Source organism: Chryseobacterium camelliae (assembly GCF_030818575.1).
GTDB classification, from domain to species: Bacteria; Bacteroidota; Bacteroidia; order Flavobacteriales; family Weeksellaceae; genus Chryseobacterium; species Chryseobacterium camelliae_A.
The window spans coordinates 1,305,367-1,322,588 of sequence record NZ_JAUTAL010000001.1; the positions used below are offsets into that span (position 1 = coordinate 1,305,367).

A 17,222-nucleotide genomic window follows, 5' to 3' on the forward strand; every position below is an offset into this window, starting at 1 on the left:
AATTATTAGTTAAAATTTTAAAAATGTTCAGATTTAAACTTTTTGTTCTCAGCTTTCTCATTGCCGGATGCTATTTAAATGCGCAGTCAACCGTTTGGCTAGATAAATTAGACTTAAGCGTTGCGACACAAGGAAATGGAAAACCCGGCATCAATACTTCGGTGGACGGAAAAAAACTGACCATTGCCGGAAAAACGTTCGACCGGGGTTTCGGAACCCATGCCGAAAGTTCTCTACTGATTAAATTAAACGGCAAAGCAAAGAGCTTTTCAGCTTTGGTAGGATTGGATGACGAAATGAAAGGTCAAAATCCCGCTGTGGAATTTGAGATTTACGGCGACAACAAAAAGCTCTGGTCAAGCGGCGTTATGCATCTGGGCGATAAGGCAAAGCCTGTTTCCGTTTTGCTGGAAGGTGTAAAACAGTTAGAATTGGTCGTAGCAGATGGCGGAAACGGACCGTATTATGACCACGCCGATTGGGCAGATGCCAAATTTGAAACTTCAGAAGGTGCACAGCTGATCACATTTAACCCGATTTCATCAGTACCATATATTTTGACACCAAAACCTGCGGCAACACCAAAAATTAATTCTGCAGGCGTTTACGGCGTTCGTCCCGGCTCACCTTTTTTGTTCAGGATTGCGGCAACGGGTGACAGACCGATGACTTTTACAGCAAAAAATCTTCCGAAAGGTTTAACAATAGATTCCAAAACCGGAATTATTACCGGAAAAATAGATACGAAAGCAACCTATGAAGTCCTTTTATCCGCTAAAAATGCTAAAGGTTCAGTTTCAAAAAAAATAAGAATAGAAAGCGGAGACAAAATAGCTTTGACACCAACAATGGGATGGAACAGCTGGAACTGTTTCGGACACGAGGTTTCTGCCGACAAAGTAAAACGCGCTGCCGATGCTTTGGTTAAAACAGGGCTTATAAACCACGGCTGGAATTACATCAACATCGATGATTCCTGGCAATTTAACAGGGACGGAAAAGACCCGTTTTTCAAAGGGCAATTCCGGGATAATGATGGTTATATTCTGACCAATTCCAAATTTCCGGATATGAAGGAATTAACCGATTACTTTCATTCAATAGGTCTGAAAGCAGGAATCTATTCCTCTCCCGGACCTTGGACCTGTGGCGGTTGCGCAGGAAGCTACGGCTACGAAAAGCAAGATGCCGAAAGCTATGCCAAATGGGGAATTGATTATCTGAAATACGATTGGTGCAGCTACGGAGGCGTGATTGACGGTTTGCCCGATAACGACCCGAACAAAGTTTCTTCCCTCAATTTTCAGGGTGGAGGAGATTTGGATAAAGGCGTGAAACCATTCAAATTAATGGGAAATCTACTAAAAAATCAGCCTCGTGATATTGTGTACAATCTTTGTCAATACGGGATGGGCGATGTCTGGAAATGGGGAAATGATGCCGATGCACAATCCTGGCGAACAACTAACGACATTACCGATACCTGGGCAAGTGTTAAAAATATTGCTTTGGCTCAGGATAAAGCCGCACCTTACGCAAAACCCGGCAACTGGAACGACCCGGATATGCTGGTGGTAGGTGTCGTAGGTTGGGGAAATCCGCACCAGAGCCGATTGAAACCGGACGAACAATATTTACACATCAGTCTTTGGAGCATATTTTCAGCACCATTACTGATTGGTTGCGACCTTGAAAAGCTGGATGATTTTACTTTAAATCTTTTAACGAATGATGAGGTCATTGCTGTAAATCAGGATGCTTTAGGAAAACAGGGCGTTTGTCTGCAGACCATTGGCGAATTGAAAATTTATGTCAAAGACCTTGAAGACGGCGGAAAAGCGGTGGCTTTTGCCAATTTCGGAATGGAAAAAGTGAATATGTCTTACAAAGATTTCAGGCAGCTCAGGATTTCCGGTCGTCAAACCGTAAGAGATATCTGGAGACAGCAGGATATTGCAAAAATCAATACATCAAATCAGGCATTATCATTGGATATTCCGGCGCACGGTGTGGCTTATTATAAATTTATTTCATCAAAATAATAAAATATGATTCAATTTAAATCAAAATATATAGCATTATCATTGTTGTTGGTAAGTTCAGGTATTTCTGCCCAGAATCCCGTAATCCAGACGCATTTTACACCCGATCCTGCACCGATGGTGTACAAAGGCAAGATGTACCTTTACACAGGAGACGACCAGCCGGGATTCGATTTTTATACGATGACCAGGTGGCATGTCTATTCATCGGATGATATGGTGAACTGGACCGACCACGGGTCTCCGATTTCGCTCGAATCGTTCAGTTGGGCAAGAGACCGGGCATGGGCGGCACAATGTGTAGAGCGTAACGGCAAATTCTACTGGTACATCTGCGCGCAGACGGTAGATAACAATATGGCCATCGGGGTAGCCGTTTCAGACAGCCCGACCGGTCCTTTCAAAGATGCGCTGGGGAAGCCGTTGGTGACTACCGGAACCTGGGACAATATCGATCCGACGGCTTTTGTGGATGACGACGGGCAGGCCTATCTCTATTGGGGAAACAGTAAATTGTTTTACGTTAAACTGAATAAAGACATGACCACCTATAACGGATCCATCACGGAAGTTCCGCAGTCGGTGGAAGCTTTCGGCGGACTCAGACGGCCCGGAAAAAGCAATGAAGTTTTGCAGAAACAGGAAAAATTCGACGATGTTTATGTGGAAGGTCCGTGGTTTTATAAACGGAACAAACAATATTATATGATGTACGCGGGAATGACCAACAGAACGGAATGCCTGTCGTACGCAACCAGTGCTTCACCCACCGGACCATGGAAATACCGTGGAAAAATCATGACCGATCAGCCGACAAACAGCTTTACCAATCACGGCGGAATCATCGATTACAAAGGAAAATCCTACCTGTTTTATCACAATGCTTTATTGCCGAACGGCGGAAGTTACGGGCGGGCAACAGCCATCGAAGAATTTAAATACAATGCCGATGGCACCATCCCAAGAATCACCATCACCAAAGAAGGAGTAAATCCTCTAGGAACCTTAAATCCATATCAGAAAAACGAAGCCGAAACCATGGCTTGGTCGGAAAAATGCAGCACTTCCGAAAATAAGAAAACCGGTGTCTACGTTTCCGATATCCGGACCGGAGGCTACATCAAAGTCAGGGCGGTGGATTTCGGAACCAATGGGCCTGCTGAATTTTCAGCTTCGGTGGCTGCAGGAATCGACGGCGGAATCCTGGAAGTTCATCTGGATGAGGTAAAAGGAACAAAGATCGCCCAGATCGAAATCCCGAGAACAAGCGGTTGGGAAGACTTTAAAACCTTAACTACAACGATAGCAGAGCCTGTTTCCGGCGTCCACGATGTCTATTTTGTATTCCAGGGAAAAAACATCACCGCCGGAAGAAAGCTGTTCAACTTCGATTCCTGGAGCTTTAAGAAAAAATAAAATGAAACGTCTGAATTTGATCAACAAAAGTTTTAACACATAAGACACACGAGATTAGATTTTTATGCGTTGCGAGTATTTTAGATCACAGAAGAAGAAAATCAAAGATTTTCAGTAATGCAGCCAAAAGATGACTTGAACCATTAAAGGAAAATCTTAACCACAAAGGCCACAAAAGATAGTGACGCCGATTATTAAAGATGTATGTCATACGTTAAACAAGCTCACAAAGTTTTTAAAAATCAAAGATTTTTAATCTGATGTGTTCTAAAAATATACACAATAATTAAAACTAAGAAAATTTAATGTGACTCATGTGTTAAAGTTGGTGGTTATAAATAGACATTCAGTATTCAAACAATAAACAATGAAATAGAAAATATGAAAAAGACTCTACAATCCATACTCTGTCTCTTCCTGATCGGATATTCAGCGGATGCATTTGCCCAGAATCCCATCATTCAGACCAACTATACCGCCGATCCGGCACCGATGGTCTACAACGGCAGGCTGTACGTCTATACAACCCACGATGAAGACGATTCCACGTGGTTTACGATGAATGACTGGAAGGTATATTCCACCGACGATATGGTGAACTGGACCGATCACGGAACCATCCTTTCCTATAAGGATTTCGACTGGGCCAAACGCGATGCCTGGGCAGCACAATGTGTCGAAAGGAACGGAAAATTCTTCATGTATGTTCCGATGTGGTCCAAAACCAATAACAAAGGCGCGATCGGTGTTGCGGTAGGTGACAGTCCGTTCGGACCGTTTCATGACCCGCTGGGAAAACCTCTGGTGCAGAGCGAATGGGGCGATATCGATCCGACCATTTTTGTGGACAATGACGGTCAGGCCCACATGTATTGGGGAAACCCGAAGCTGAAATATGTAAAACTGAATCAGGATATGATTTCCTATTCAGGCGATATTGTGGAAGTTCCGATGACTGTAGAATCTTTCGGAAAAAGGGAAGGAAAAGAAAACCCGGAGAGGCCGACCAAATACGAAGAAGGCCCGTGGCTCTACAAAAGGAAAAACCTGTACTACCTCTTCTGGCCGGGCGGTCCGCTTCCTGAATTCATAGGCTATTCCACCAGCAAAAGTGCGCAGGGACCCTGGAAATACGGCGGAATCGTGATGCCGACCGAAGGGAAATCCTTTACCAACCATCCGGGAGTGATTGATTTCAAAGGCAAAACCTACTTTTTCTATCACAACGGCGCCTTGCCCGGGGGAAGTGGGTTTACAAGGTCGGTAAGCATAGAGGAACTTAACTTTAATAAAGACGGTTCTATTTCGCCTATCAAAATGACGAATGGAATTACCAAAGCTATTGCTTCCGTCAATCCGTACTGCTTCAACCAGGCTGAGACCATCGCCTGGTCGGAAAACGTCAAATCCTATCAGAACAAAGAAGCCGGTGTATTTGTCAAGGCTAAAAAAAGTGGCGCTTACACCCGTGTGAAAAATGTAGATTTCGGCAAAAAAGGAGCAGCGGGTTTTACCGCAAGGGTAGGAACTACGCATAACAGCGATGTAACGATGGATGTCTGCCTAGACAGCCTTACCGGGCCGGTGATTGCTACGGTAAAAGTACCGCTCACCGGAGGCGACGACCGTTGGGAAACCGTGAAAACCCAATTGAAAGAAAAAATCACCGGGGTTCACGACCTGTATTTTATATTCAATGGGAAAGCAGCAAAGGATGTGATGTTTTTCGATTACTGGACTTTTCTTGAAAATAACTGATTATGAATAAACTTTTTTTAAAACTATCATTTACCCTGGGTATTCTCATAGTGAATACAATGCCGGCGCAGGTTGCCGAAGTCTCGAGCCCTGATGGAAAACTGAAACTGAGCGTGTATTCGGAGAACGGGAAAGCGCTGTACAACGTAACCTTCCAGGGAAAAGCCATGCTGGAAAAATCCCCGTTGGGCCTTGTAACCAACGAATCCGACTTTTCCCAAAACCTGAAATTTGCCGACAGCAAAACAGACCGGGTCTCAAAAACCTACACCAACGAAAAAATCAAAAAATCTCAGGTGGCTTACAACGCCAATACCCTGGCCGTTCATTTTACCAATGCCGACCAATACCAGCTTGGTATAGATTTTCAGGTAAGCAACAACAACATCGCTTTCAGGTATGATCTTCAGCCAATGAAAGACCGTTTAAGCGCTGTGGTACAGTCGGAAATAACGGGATATCGTTTTCCTTCCCAAACCACGACGTTCCTTTCTCCGATGATGAAGCCGATGACCGGTTTCGCGAGAACCGCCCCAAGCTATGAAAGCGGCTATAAAGCAGATGCGGAACTGGGAACAAAAGCGGATTACGGTTACGTTTTCCCGGGACTGTTCCATATCGGGAACGACGGCTGGATTTTACTGTCTGAAACCGGTGTGAACAGCCTGTACTGCGCGTCCCATCTCGATACAACCGCCGAAAAAAATCTCTACCAGGTGGCGTACCCGAATATGGCGGAAAACAACGGTTTCGGAAGCACCGGAGCGGCCATTTCACTGCCGGGAACAACACCGTGGAGAACCATTACCGTTGGGGAATCGTTGAAACCGATTGTAGAAACCACCGTTTCTTTCGATGTTGTGGAGCCGATGTATGCGCCTTCGCAAAAATACGGTTTCGGGAAATCAACCTGGAGCTGGATCCTGTGGCAGGACAACAGCATGAATTACGACGACCAAAAGAAATTCATCGACCTGGCCGCGGCCATGAACTACCAGTTCATCCTGATGGATGCGCTTTGGGATAAAAATATCGGAAAAGAACGGATGAGGGAACTCGTTCAGTATGCCCGATCTAAAAATGTAGGCGTTATGCTTTGGTATAATTCCAACGGAGCGGCGAATGATGCACCAATGGGTCCGAGGAATAAAATGAGCTCTGCCATCGAACGTAAAAAAGAAATGAAATGGCTGAAAGAAATCGGTATCAAAGGACTGAAAGTGGATTTCTTTGGTGGTGATAAACAGGAAACGATGCGCTTGTATGAAGATATCCTTTCCGATGCCAACGATTTCGGTATTACCATCATTTTCCACGGGGCCACTTTACCGAGAGGTTGGGAAGTCATGTACCCGAATTATGCCGGGAGTGAAGCCGTCCTGGCTTCCGAAATGCTGTATTTTTCAGAAGATGTCCGTAAACAGGAAGCCTTTTTTGCGTCACTTCACCCATTCATCCGGAACACAGTCGGAAGTATGGAATTCGGCGGAACTTTCCTGAACAACTATTTAACCAAATCCAATAAAGAAAAAAACAAACGCTACACGACAGACGGCTTCCAATTGGCTACGGCGGTATTATTTCAGAACCCGGTTCAGATGTTTGCGGTAATGCCGAACAACCTGGAGGACGCTCCGAAATTCGAGCTTGATTTTATGAAGGAAATCCCGACCTTGTGGGACGAAACGGTTTTCATCGACGGCTACCCCGGAAAATATTCCGTTATTGCCAGAAGGCATCAGGACCAATGGTATGTTGTCGGCGTAAATGCTGAAAACAACGCTCAGAAATTAACGCTGAAACTTCCGATGTTGGCCGGAAAGACGGTGAAACTCATCAATGATGACTCAAAAGGAATGACTTCAGAGAAATCCGTGACCATCAATAAAAACGGGGAATTAATAAATAGAAATCCAGTCCAAAGGCGGATTTGTTATTCATTAATCCTGATTTACAACTTAAAATAAATCTTAAAAATGAAAACCGGATATTTCAGATCGTTCCTGACTTTTAAAATACTCTTCCTGATGGCTTTTTTCAGTCATCAGCTCTTGTTCGGGAAAATAAAGCTCCCGGATCTGGTCAGTGATAAAATGGTGCTGCAGCGTGATGTGGAGCTAAAAATCTGGGGCTGGGCGGATCAGGGCGAAAACATTACCATCAGGTTCCGGAATGAAACTTACAATACTTCGCCGGATAAGAACGGGAAATGGTCTGTACAGTTGAAGCCGCAGAAAGCAGGTGGTCCGTTCGTAATGGAAATCAATGAAATTACGATTCGGGATATCCTGGTGGGCGATGTCTGGCTCGCTTCGGGACAATCCAATATGGAAACGCCTATTGCCCGGCTAACCGACCGTTTCCCGGAAATCAATGTTTCGGATTTCAATAAAATCAGGTACTTCAAAGTCCCTACTCAGAACAATGTGGAATCCGTTCAGGAGAACATTGCACCCGGTGGAAAATGGTTCACCGGAACGGCTTCAGAAGTGATGAACTGGACCGCTTTTGCTTATTTTTACGCGCTTGAAGCGTATGAACATACCAAAATTCCGCAGGGAATGCTGGTTTCCAGTCTGGGCGGTTCGGCCATTCAGAGTTGGGTCAGCCAGGAGCATCTGAAGGATTTTCCCAATGACCTGATTGACAAGCAGGCATTGTCCGCACTCAATTCCTCAAAACTCGACAAAGGAAGGAATCTTTGGAATCAGAAGGATTTTAACGATGCAGACTGGCAAAAAGCAAAAGTTCCCGGAAAGTGGAAAGACAACGGCATCCAGGCGAAAGGTACAGTCTGGTTCAGGAAAAATTTTGAACTTCCGGCTTCCATGGACGGGAAGTTTGCCCGGCTGTACCTGGGCGTCATGGTCGACAGCGACTCGGTTTTCGTCAACGGAAAATTCGTAGGCGCCACCTCATATACGTATCCGCCAAGGAAATATGATATTCCCGGCGGAATATTGAAACAGGGGAAAAATACTATTGCCATCCAGCTGACTTCCAACTTCGGGAACGGTGAATTCGTTGCCGATAAGCCTTATAAAATCGTAGGAGACGGTGTTGTGGTCGATCTAACAGGCGAGTGGAAATACAACATCGGCCGGGATATGAGTAAGGATGAAGACTATAAATCAAAGCTGAAAAACTTGCGGAATACGCCTTCCGGATTGTACAACGGGATGATTTACCCGATCCGGGATTATAAAGTCCGGGGAGCCATCTGGTACCAGGGGGAAAGCAACGCCGGTCAGTCTGAAAACTATGCCGGTTTACTGAAAAATCTGATTGAAAACTGGCGGGAAGTATTTCAATGGGAGCAGATGCCGTTTTTACTCGTTCAGCTTCCCAATTTTATGGAAAAAACAAACGATCCCAACGTACCAAGCGGATGGGCGGGAATCCGCGAAGCTCAGTTTAAAACCTCACAAACCGTTCCGTATACAGCAATGAGCGTGAATTATGATCTCGGGGAGTGGAATGACATTCATCCGCTCAATAAAAAAGATATGGCAAAGCGCCTGTTCCTGGCTGCCCGGAAACTGGTATACGGTGAAAAGCTGGTCAGCAGCGGCCCTGTTTTTAAGTCGATGAAGGTCGAAAATTCAACGGTGATCCTTTCATTCGACAACGTAGGAAAAGGATTGAAAAGCAGAAACGGAGCACTGAAACATTTTGCCATTGCCGGAAGCGATAAAAAATTTGTCTGGGCCGAAGCCAAAATCAAAGGCAATACCGTTGTGGTCAGCAGCAATGAAATCAAAAACCCGGTAGCGGTACGGTATGCATGGAGCAATAATCCCGAAGAGGCGAATCTGGAAAATGCAGAAGGTCTGCTGGCATCGCCGTTCAGAACCGATGACTGGTAAGTTTTGATTACTTAGTCTATTTAAACTAATTTCAAAAATTAACCACAAAAGTTACAAAGGACAATACCGCAATGACGAGAATATGGAAAGTTCTTAAAAGGATAAAAATTTTTGATTTTTAATCTCATGTGGTCTAAAATATCCGTAATACTTTAACATATATCGCATGTGACTCATGTGTCAAAAAGCTTTTGTGACTTTGTGATTAAATAAAAAGTTTAAACGATCTATTAAATAAATACGCAATAAATAACGATTATGAAGACGATATTCAACTATTTTTCTCTTTTGGTCACTTTGGTTTTGACGACCATGGTAAAAGCCGCCGACCCGTTTATTTCTTTTGTGAAGACGGAAAATTCGATGGTATTGAAAGAAGGCAGTTCAGGACTGACGCTGTTTTCGGATAGCGATTCGGATAAAGGGATTCTCCGTGCAGTGGCGAACCTTCAGTCCGATTTCCAGAAAGTTACCGGCATTCAGCCTCATCTCATTTCCCAGAATTCCGGGGTCAACGGGATGCTGATCATCATCGGCGAGGCAGGTAAGAGCGAGACCATCGATGCTTTAATTAAGCAAAAGAAGATTGACGGAAAATCCCTGATGGGAAAAAATGAGAAATTTATCATTCAAAACATAAGCGATCCGTTTCCCGGTGTTTCCGAAGCGATTGTAATTGCGGGAAGCGACAAAAGGGGAACGATTTACGGCATCTATGAAATGTCGCAGCAGATCGGCGTTTCGCCCTGGTATTATTGGGCAGATGTTCCGGTTGCGAAAAAGGAAAATGTATACTTTAAAAAAGGAATCTATACCGACGGAGAGCCTGCCGTTGAATACCGTGGAATTTTCTTAAACGATGAAGAACCTTCATTAGGAAGTTGGGCAAGAGCCACTTTCGGCGGAATCAACTCCAAATTTTACGAGAAAGTTTTTGAACTGATCCTGCGGATGAAAGGAAACTACATCTGGCCGGCGATGTGGGGGAAAGCGTTTTATGACGATGATGCTTTGAGCGGACCATTGGCCAATGAAATAGGCATCGTGATGGGAACTTCCCATCATGAACCGATGGCCCTGGCGCAGACCGACTGGCACCGGTACATCAAGAGAAACAACCTGCCGAATGTCTGGGATTATTCTAAAAACGCTGAGGCCCTGCAAAAATTCTGGAAATCCGGATTGGAAAGAAGCAAGAATTGGGAAAAGCTGGTAACGGTAGGAATGCGGGGCGACGGTGATGAAGCGATGGGAGAGGGTACCAATATTTCCTTACTTGAGAAAATCGTGAAAGACCAACGGAAGATCATTGCAGATGTCACCGGGAAAAAACCGGAAAGAACACCGCAGGTCTGGGCGTTGTACAAAGAAGTTCAGGATTATTACGACAAAGGTATGCGGGTACCGGATGATGTGATTCTGCTGTTCTGCGACGACAACTGGGGCAATGTGAGAAAACTTCCGGACCTTTCCAAACCACTACACAAAGGCGGTTACGGAATGTACTACCACTTCGATTATGTGGGCGGACCGAGAAACTCCAAATGGATCAACATCAGTCCGATCCAGCGCGTCTGGGAGCAGCTGAACCTTTCCTACGAGCATAAAGTAGATAAGGTTTGGGTCGTGAATGTCGGTGACCTGAAACCAATGGAATTCCCGATCAGCTTTTTCCTGGACATGGCCTGGAACCCTAAACAGTTCAATGCCAATAACCTGTTCCAGTATACCGAAAAATGGTCGGCTCAGCAGTTCGGTGAAAAACACGCAAAAGAAATTGCGGAAATGATCAATACTTACGCAAAATACAACCGCAGGGTAACACCTGAAACCCTGAACTGGAAAACCTACAGCCTCGAGAATTACAACGAGTTTGAAACGGTTCTCAATGATTACCGGGCTTTGGCATTAAAAGCATTGCGTTTGAAACAGGACATTCCGGCGGAATATCAGGATGCCTATTACCAGCTGGTGCTGTACCCAATTGACGCTTGCAGCAACCTGTACGAAATGTATTATGCCGTTGCCAAAAACAGGGAACTGGCTGCTAAAAAAGATCCCGAAGCCAATCAATATGCCAATCAGGTAAAACAATGTTTTGAAAGAAATGCTGAGCTGGACAACTATTATAACAATGTGATGGCCGGCGGAAAATGGCAGCACATGATGGACCAGATGCGGATCGGTTACAAAACCTGGGCCGACGGAAAGGAAAATATCATGCCTGAAGTAACCTACGTTTCCGAAGCGGATATTCCGAAAGAAAAGGTTTTTCAGGAGAAGAACGGCTATGTTTCGATAGAAGCGGAACACTTTGCCCGGCTGCACAATTCGGATCGTATCCATTGGGAAGTCATTCCCGATTTCGGAAAAACCAAATCCGGCGTAACGACTTTTCCACAAAATGCTTATCCAAAAGCTGACGAAAACGTGTATCTGGAATACGACATGAATTTCGAGTCCAAAGGTGAATTTGAAGTACAACTCTTGCTGGCTCCAACGTTGAATTTCAATCACAATAAAGGATTACGCTACGAAATCTCATTCGATGGGCAAGCTCCGCAGGTGGTGAATTTCAACGGCCATTACAAAGGAGAATTGGGAAGATGGCAATCGGAACACATCATCCGATCGATGACCAAACACCAGATTGCACAGCCCGGAAAGCATACGCTGCGGTTCAGGGTACTGGAACCGGGAATCGTACTGGAGAAAATCCTGATCGATACCGTCGGACTGAAACCAAGCTATCTCGGTGCCCCGGAAAGTGATTACACCGGAAAATAATGTTATAAAATGTAAAACCATCGGAATTTTTCCGGTGGTTTTTCTTTTGGTAATTTTAATATGCAATTCAATTCAACCGGAAAATTCGGTAACTTTAATCTATCGATGTCAAATTACGTAAATTATATGTTTAAATAATTTAAAACCTGTAATAACTAGTGCGTTAGGTGATTATCAATAGCATCGGGCTTTAGCCCGATGTAAAGAATGTCGTTAAAATCCGGCTTTAGCCAAATTATGATAGGTTTTGGCTAAAGCCGATTATGATGCATCGTAGGGTAAATGGGCTAAAGCCCATTCCTATTAATAATATCCTACACCGAAACTATTAAAAATAAATAAAATGAAATCAAAGCGAAGAAAACAAAATTCAAATCCTCAAAGATGCAATTCAGAAAGAAATCGACAGTGGAATCGCGAAAGATTTTGATGCTGAAAAACACCTTCAGTCTTTAAAAGGCAAAATGAAAAATAGCAATTAAATATTGTTAAAAACAAAACGGGTTAAAATTAAATTTATTTATCGTCCTTTAAAAGCATCCTGTTATGATACACTCAACAAAAAATCAACTGGAATATGCCTCACTGAAACCTGATGGCGTACTGAAAGACCTCGTGGAAAGCATCTGGATGATGAAGTATCATACGGATGAAACAGAAGGAAGCATGATTGTTCCGGACGGAAAAATAGATGTAGCATTCTTAGCCATGGAGGACGGAAGTTTTGACATATTCATATCCGGGATCTTTACCGGTCCGGTGATCAAGCCACCGTTTCCAAAATCGACCATGGGAGTAATGAGTTTTCACCCGATAGCCGCTGAATATATTTTTCAACGGTCCTTTGCAGATTTAAAAAACAACAGGCAAAAACTTCCCGGCGATTACTGGGGATTCTGTACAAACGATCTTGCGGATTTTGAACACTTTTACGAAAAAGCCTGCAACCGTATTGAATTGCAATTAACAAAAGAAGTGGATCCCCGCAAACTCAAACTGTTTGAACTGATTTATTCCTCGAAAGGAGCAACTACCGTAAAGGAATTATCCGAACAAGTAGGCTGGAAAAGCCGGCAGATCAACCGGTATTTCAATCATTGGCTGGGGGTTTCCTTAAAATCATACCTCAACATGATCCGCTTTTCAAATTCCCTGAAACAGCTGAAAAAAGGTGATTTTTATCCGGAACTGAATTACGGGGACCAGTCCCATTTTATCCGGGAAGTCAGGAAATTCGCAGGCGTAAATCCCACCTTTTTAAATAAAAACGAAAACGACCGATTTATCCAATTGAGCATGATGCCTGAAGGCTAATTTTGTCTTGTTAATCAAACAAAAGAAATCATGAATTTAAATCATATCAATCTGGTCGTGAAAGAGGTAGATCAGGCCGTGCATCTGTTTACCCATTGTTTAGGATTCAGCTTAATAGTGAACCGCAACAGCAAAATGGCCATACTGGAAAACGACCATAACTTCGCCCTGGTTATTTGGGGACAGGTCCTGAATAAGAAAGAAGAAGTGCCGGAATATCCGGAGAATTTCCATATCGGATTTTATCAGCCGGATGAAGAAGCGGTTTGGGAAATGTACACTAAACTCAAAGAGGAAGAAAGTCTGAAATTGGAAGCCGAACCCAGGAAAATCAGGAATACGTTCGGGTTTTATTTCTACTTTGAACAATTGATGATTGAAATAAGCGTCAATCCGTTTCAGGAAAAGACTGCTTAGAATTAAGCTGTAACTACCAATTTCAGCAGATCTTAAGTTTAACTAAAACGAACTTCCATTAAAGTCATTTGATGGAAGTTTTTTTTGATGATTGTTTGTCATTAAATGAACAAAAAAATCCCGGACGGATAATCCCGCTTAATGCTCATCCTGTACATCCATTCTTAATCCGACAGCATATTTCAAGTCTTGCCTGATTTATAGTGACAGACCCTGTTTTTGGTTAATTTTTTTTCATTAAAATAAGACTTTTGGTGATGGAAATGACCTGTATTAGACTTTTTAAAGCAGAATGTATGAAATTTAAATCATTATATTTATGATATTTATAATTTTGATTTTCAGATATATACATTTTAATCTTAACGGGTTCAATATCAGGTTGTAAAGGTTTTAAAAAATAAAGTGTAATTTATACATTTATTTCAAATAGAATGTTATATTTGTTTTAAACGGAATATGAAATTTTATTCATAACAGAATATCATTTCAGACTTATTGAATTTTCGATAAAGGGCATGTGTTTTTCTTCAGATATGATTCATAACCATTGTGATTTTCTGATAATGAAGGGGTCTATTCAATAAAGGTTTTCTGAAATACAATGACTTCACTGAAAATAATATACAAACACGAACCAGATAAACAGAATACTATGAATACATGACTCTTCTTTTCCTTTCGTATGTAGATACGGTTTAAACCTATCCGAAGATACGTAAGGAACATTTCCCACAACTTTATTGAACGATTTCAGCCTGGCTTTTCAACAGCCAGGAAGGTTTCTTAGTGACAGCATGTAACGGTTTGTCATTTCGGATTAAAAATGAACTATTCTTCAGCAACTTGCTGAAGCTTTAACCTAAAACAATAAGAATATGAAAAAACTTGCTCAGCGGATCGTCCTCACGGCAGTTTCCCTGCTTACAGGAATTAACGCGTTCGGACAGCTTACCACGGTAAGAATCAACAAAAACACTACTTACCAGAAAGTTACGGGTTTCGGCGGATTTGTCTGCAGCCCGCAGTTTGGGTACAACCACATGACGACTTCGGAAATCCAGACCCTTTGGGGCGCCAACAGCCAGGCCGGCTACAACATCATGAGACTCTACATCCCGGAAGACAGTAACAACTGGAGCTCGGTACTGGCAACAGCGCAGCTCGCCAAGTCGATGGGCTTAACGATTTTCGCCAGTCCGTGGACCATGCCGGCAGCTTGGAAAACCAACAACCATGTGAACGCGGTATACACCGATGCTAATGGCGTACAGCAGATCGGTTATCTTAAAACGGCCAATTATCAGGATTATGCCCTGTATCTCAACAGTTTTGTTACCTACCTGCAGAACAACGGCGTAAACCTGGATTATATTTCCATCCAGAACGAGCCTGACGAAATGGCGCAGTACCAGGGATGCATCTGGACGCCGGCGCAAATTGCCAATTTCGTACGGGACTACGGCCAGCTGATCAACTGTAAAGTGATTGCTCCTGAAAGCGTAGGCTTTACAGACAATTTTCGCCAATGCCATGCTCAACCAGGCGACCATGGATAATTTTGAAGTCTATGGCGGGCACCAGTACGGCCTGATGCAGTCTGCTTACAAGCAGTTTCAGAACAACAACAAAGAAATCTGGCAGACGGAATACCTGATCAACTGGAATCCTTCCAACGCGACCCCGCGCGATTTCAGCTGGAACCTGGATGCTTTTAATTTCGCATCCAGCATCAACAATGCCATGCTCGGAAACGTGAATGCCTGGATCCATTACGCTGCCAAACGGTATTACGCGCTGATGGGCGACGGAAGCAACGGAACCACGACCGGTGTAATGACAAAAAGAGGCTACATTCTTTCCCATTATGCCAAATATACCACCGGAAAAACACGCATCGCCGCAACCTGGGGCGACAATACAGGTGTGCTTCAGGGTTCTTCCTATATTTCCCTGGATGGGAATCAGGTAGTGCTGATGGTCATTAATCCTTCAGCCAATGCCTATAACCTTAAAGTGGATCTTCCTTTTTATTCCACTTCCGGAACCAAAGTGCTGACCGATGCGCAGAATAATATGGCCACCACGCCCATCACAATGGCACAGACATTCCGTCCGGGTGTAACGATCAATGCTTCCAGTGTGATGACTTTCGTTTTCAACAAAAGTGCCGACCGCCCGGTTTCCCAGATGACCGGAAGCGACATCCGGTACAACAAGATCGAAACCATGACGACGACCAATTCGTCTTTCGGAACAGGATACAACATCAGCAATACTACTGCTACTTTCTCCAATGCCAGTCCGCTGATCAGCAACAACATGACGGCAGCCAACGGCTATTTGCAGCTTAACGACCGCTACAACAAAATGGTATTGCATGTAAACAGTTTTACTACGGCAGGACAGAGCTATTCGGATAATACTACGCTGTATTACATCAACAGCCAGGGGCTTACAAAGTCTTACAATTACGGAAAGATCACCTTCCCGGCAGGCGGCAATTTCGATATTACGCTGGATATTTCAAGACAGGTGTTGACCGACGGTTGTAAAGGCATTCTGGGAATCCGCAATTCCAATTACAGTTCCGTGCTGACGCTGAACTTAGGCGACGTCTATTTCAATGTAGGCAACGAAGTGGCTTCCAAATTTGCAGGCTCTTATTCCGATGGCGACAGCAACCTGATGGATGCTCTGGAAAACGGCTATTACACTTCGGTGGATTTCAGGAATACGACAGGAACAACCTCCGCCAACAACTGGCAGCCGGTAAGCGCCAATTCTAACAACATTTATTATGTACCAGCTTCGGTAACTTCTTCAAACAACAATGTGATCTCCGGAACCGCTGCCTCTAATCTCGTTCTTTCAGATCAGGGTAAAGATTTCCAGGTTCCGTTTACCTTTACGTCTGCGGCAGCGTCGTATTCCCGTACGTTTAACGGATTTGAAATGCTGCTTCTGCCTTTCACGGCTACAATTCCGTCCGGCGTGAGCGTTTATCAGCTGATGCCAAGTGCTACCGGAATCAGCTGTTCCGCGATTACCACCGGAACCATTCCGGCGAATACACCGGTACTGGTGAATGCTACCGGAGCCATTACTTTCCAGGGAACCGGAAATGTTTCCACGCCGAAAGCCATCACTGTCAACCAGATGAACGGGGTATACAACACCATTAAAGTTCCGGCCAACAGCTATGTTTTACAGACCGTCAACGGAACACCGCAATTCTCTAAAGTAGCAGCAGGAAGTGAACCGATGATAAATCCTTTCAGAGCGTATCTTACCGAGGAAAATACTTACACGGCATCAGTCCTTCCGTTAAGTTTTACGACACTGGCAGCGAGAGACCTTATTGCAGAAAGAAACGAGACGAATCTTTACCCAAGTCCGGCAAAAAATGAAATTTTCATCGACCTGAAAACTTCGGGCGCAGCTTCCGTATTCGATGCCAAAGGCAGCCTGGTAATCAGGGAAACGCCGCTGCATTCCGGTAAAAACCGTATCGATATCGGCCATCTTCCTGCAGGAATGTATCTAGTGGAAATTTCCCAATCCGGAAATAAATCCGTTCAGAAAAAGTTTATTAAACAGTAAATTTAAACCAGGATTATTT

The 17,222-nt window shown here is 43.9% G+C and carries 10 protein-coding genes; all 10 read left to right on the plus strand.

Translation table 11 applies throughout. From position 1 onward, the window contains the following. The first annotated feature begins 23 nt into the window (after positions 1-23). A complete protein-coding gene (locus tag QE404_RS05910) occupies positions 24-2,042 on the plus strand; it encodes an NPCBM/NEW2 domain-containing protein (RefSeq protein WP_307447854.1) in 2,019 nt (672 codons plus the stop codon). 6 nt (positions 2,043-2,048) lie between these two features. Beyond that, complete coding sequence (locus QE404_RS05915) at positions 2,049-3,458, plus strand: glycoside hydrolase family 43 protein (protein WP_307447857.1); 1,410 nt, start codon at positions 2,049-2,051, stop codon at positions 3,456-3,458. Between the two features lie 381 nt (positions 3,459-3,839). Further along, positions 3,840-5,216: a glycoside hydrolase family 43 protein gene (locus tag QE404_RS05920; RefSeq protein ID WP_307447860.1), complete on the plus strand. Its 1,377-nt coding sequence runs from the start codon at positions 3,840-3,842 to the stop codon at positions 5,214-5,216. A 2-nt stretch (positions 5,217-5,218) separates the two neighbouring features. Further along, a complete protein-coding gene (locus tag QE404_RS05925; protein WP_307453759.1) occupies positions 5,219-7,183 on the plus strand; it encodes a glycoside hydrolase family 97 protein in 1,965 nt (654 codons plus the stop codon). 9 nt (positions 7,184-7,192) lie between these two features. Beyond that, the gene (locus tag QE404_RS05930) at positions 7,193-9,082 is read left to right on the plus strand and encodes a sialate O-acetylesterase (RefSeq protein WP_307447865.1); all 1,890 of its coding nucleotides are present in this window, start codon (positions 7,193-7,195) and stop codon (positions 9,080-9,082) included. A 258-nt stretch (positions 9,083-9,340) separates the two neighbouring features. After that, complete coding sequence (locus QE404_RS05935) at positions 9,341-11,869, plus strand: glycosyl hydrolase 115 family protein (protein ID WP_307447869.1); 2,529 nt, start codon at positions 9,341-9,343, stop codon at positions 11,867-11,869. A 546-nt stretch (positions 11,870-12,415) separates the two neighbouring features. Then, on the plus strand, positions 12,416-13,183 hold the full coding sequence (locus tag QE404_RS05940; RefSeq protein WP_307447872.1) for a helix-turn-helix domain-containing protein: 768 nt from the start codon (positions 12,416-12,418) through the stop codon (positions 13,181-13,183). A gap of 30 nt (positions 13,184-13,213) precedes the next feature. Then, entirely contained in the window at positions 13,214-13,600 is a 387-nt protein-coding gene (locus QE404_RS05945; protein WP_307447874.1) for a VOC family protein, read from the plus strand. A gap of 878 nt (positions 13,601-14,478) precedes the next feature. Further along, a complete protein-coding gene (locus QE404_RS05950) occupies positions 14,479-15,159 on the plus strand; it encodes a glycoside hydrolase (protein WP_307453760.1) in 681 nt (226 codons plus the stop codon). Then, positions 15,152-17,203 carry a T9SS type A sorting domain-containing protein gene (locus QE404_RS05955; protein WP_307453762.1) on the plus strand — a complete coding sequence of 684 codons (2,052 nt, stop codon included), beginning with the start codon at positions 15,152-15,154 and terminating at the stop codon, positions 17,201-17,203. Before QE404_RS05950 ends, QE404_RS05955 begins: the two co-directional genes overlap by 8 nt. The last annotated feature ends 19 nt before the right edge of the window (positions 17,204-17,222 follow it).

Bases quoted from the DNA above. Each gene is read 5' to 3' on its own strand.
- QE404_RS05910 (WP_307447854.1), top strand. From the start codon at position 24: ATGTTCAGATTTAAACTTTTTGTTCTCAGCTTTCTCATTGCCGGATGC.
- QE404_RS05915 (WP_307447857.1), top strand. From the start codon at position 2,049: ATGATTCAATTTAAATCAAAATATATAGCATTATCATTGTTGTTGGTA.
- QE404_RS05920 (WP_307447860.1), top strand. From the start codon at position 3,840: ATGAAAAAGACTCTACAATCCATACTCTGTCTCTTCCTGATCGGATAT.
- QE404_RS05925 (WP_307453759.1), top strand. From the start codon at position 5,219: ATGAATAAACTTTTTTTAAAACTATCATTTACCCTGGGTATTCTCATA.
- QE404_RS05930 (WP_307447865.1), top strand. From the start codon at position 7,193: ATGAAAACCGGATATTTCAGATCGTTCCTGACTTTTAAAATACTCTTC.
- QE404_RS05935 (WP_307447869.1), top strand. From the start codon at position 9,341: ATGAAGACGATATTCAACTATTTTTCTCTTTTGGTCACTTTGGTTTTG.
- QE404_RS05940 (WP_307447872.1), top strand. From the start codon at position 12,416: ATGATACACTCAACAAAAAATCAACTGGAATATGCCTCACTGAAACCT.
- QE404_RS05945 (WP_307447874.1), top strand. From the start codon at position 13,214: ATGAATTTAAATCATATCAATCTGGTCGTGAAAGAGGTAGATCAGGCC.
- QE404_RS05950 (WP_307453760.1), top strand. From the start codon at position 14,479: ATGAAAAAACTTGCTCAGCGGATCGTCCTCACGGCAGTTTCCCTGCTT.
- QE404_RS05955 (WP_307453762.1), top strand. From the start codon at position 15,152: ATGGATAATTTTGAAGTCTATGGCGGGCACCAGTACGGCCTGATGCAG.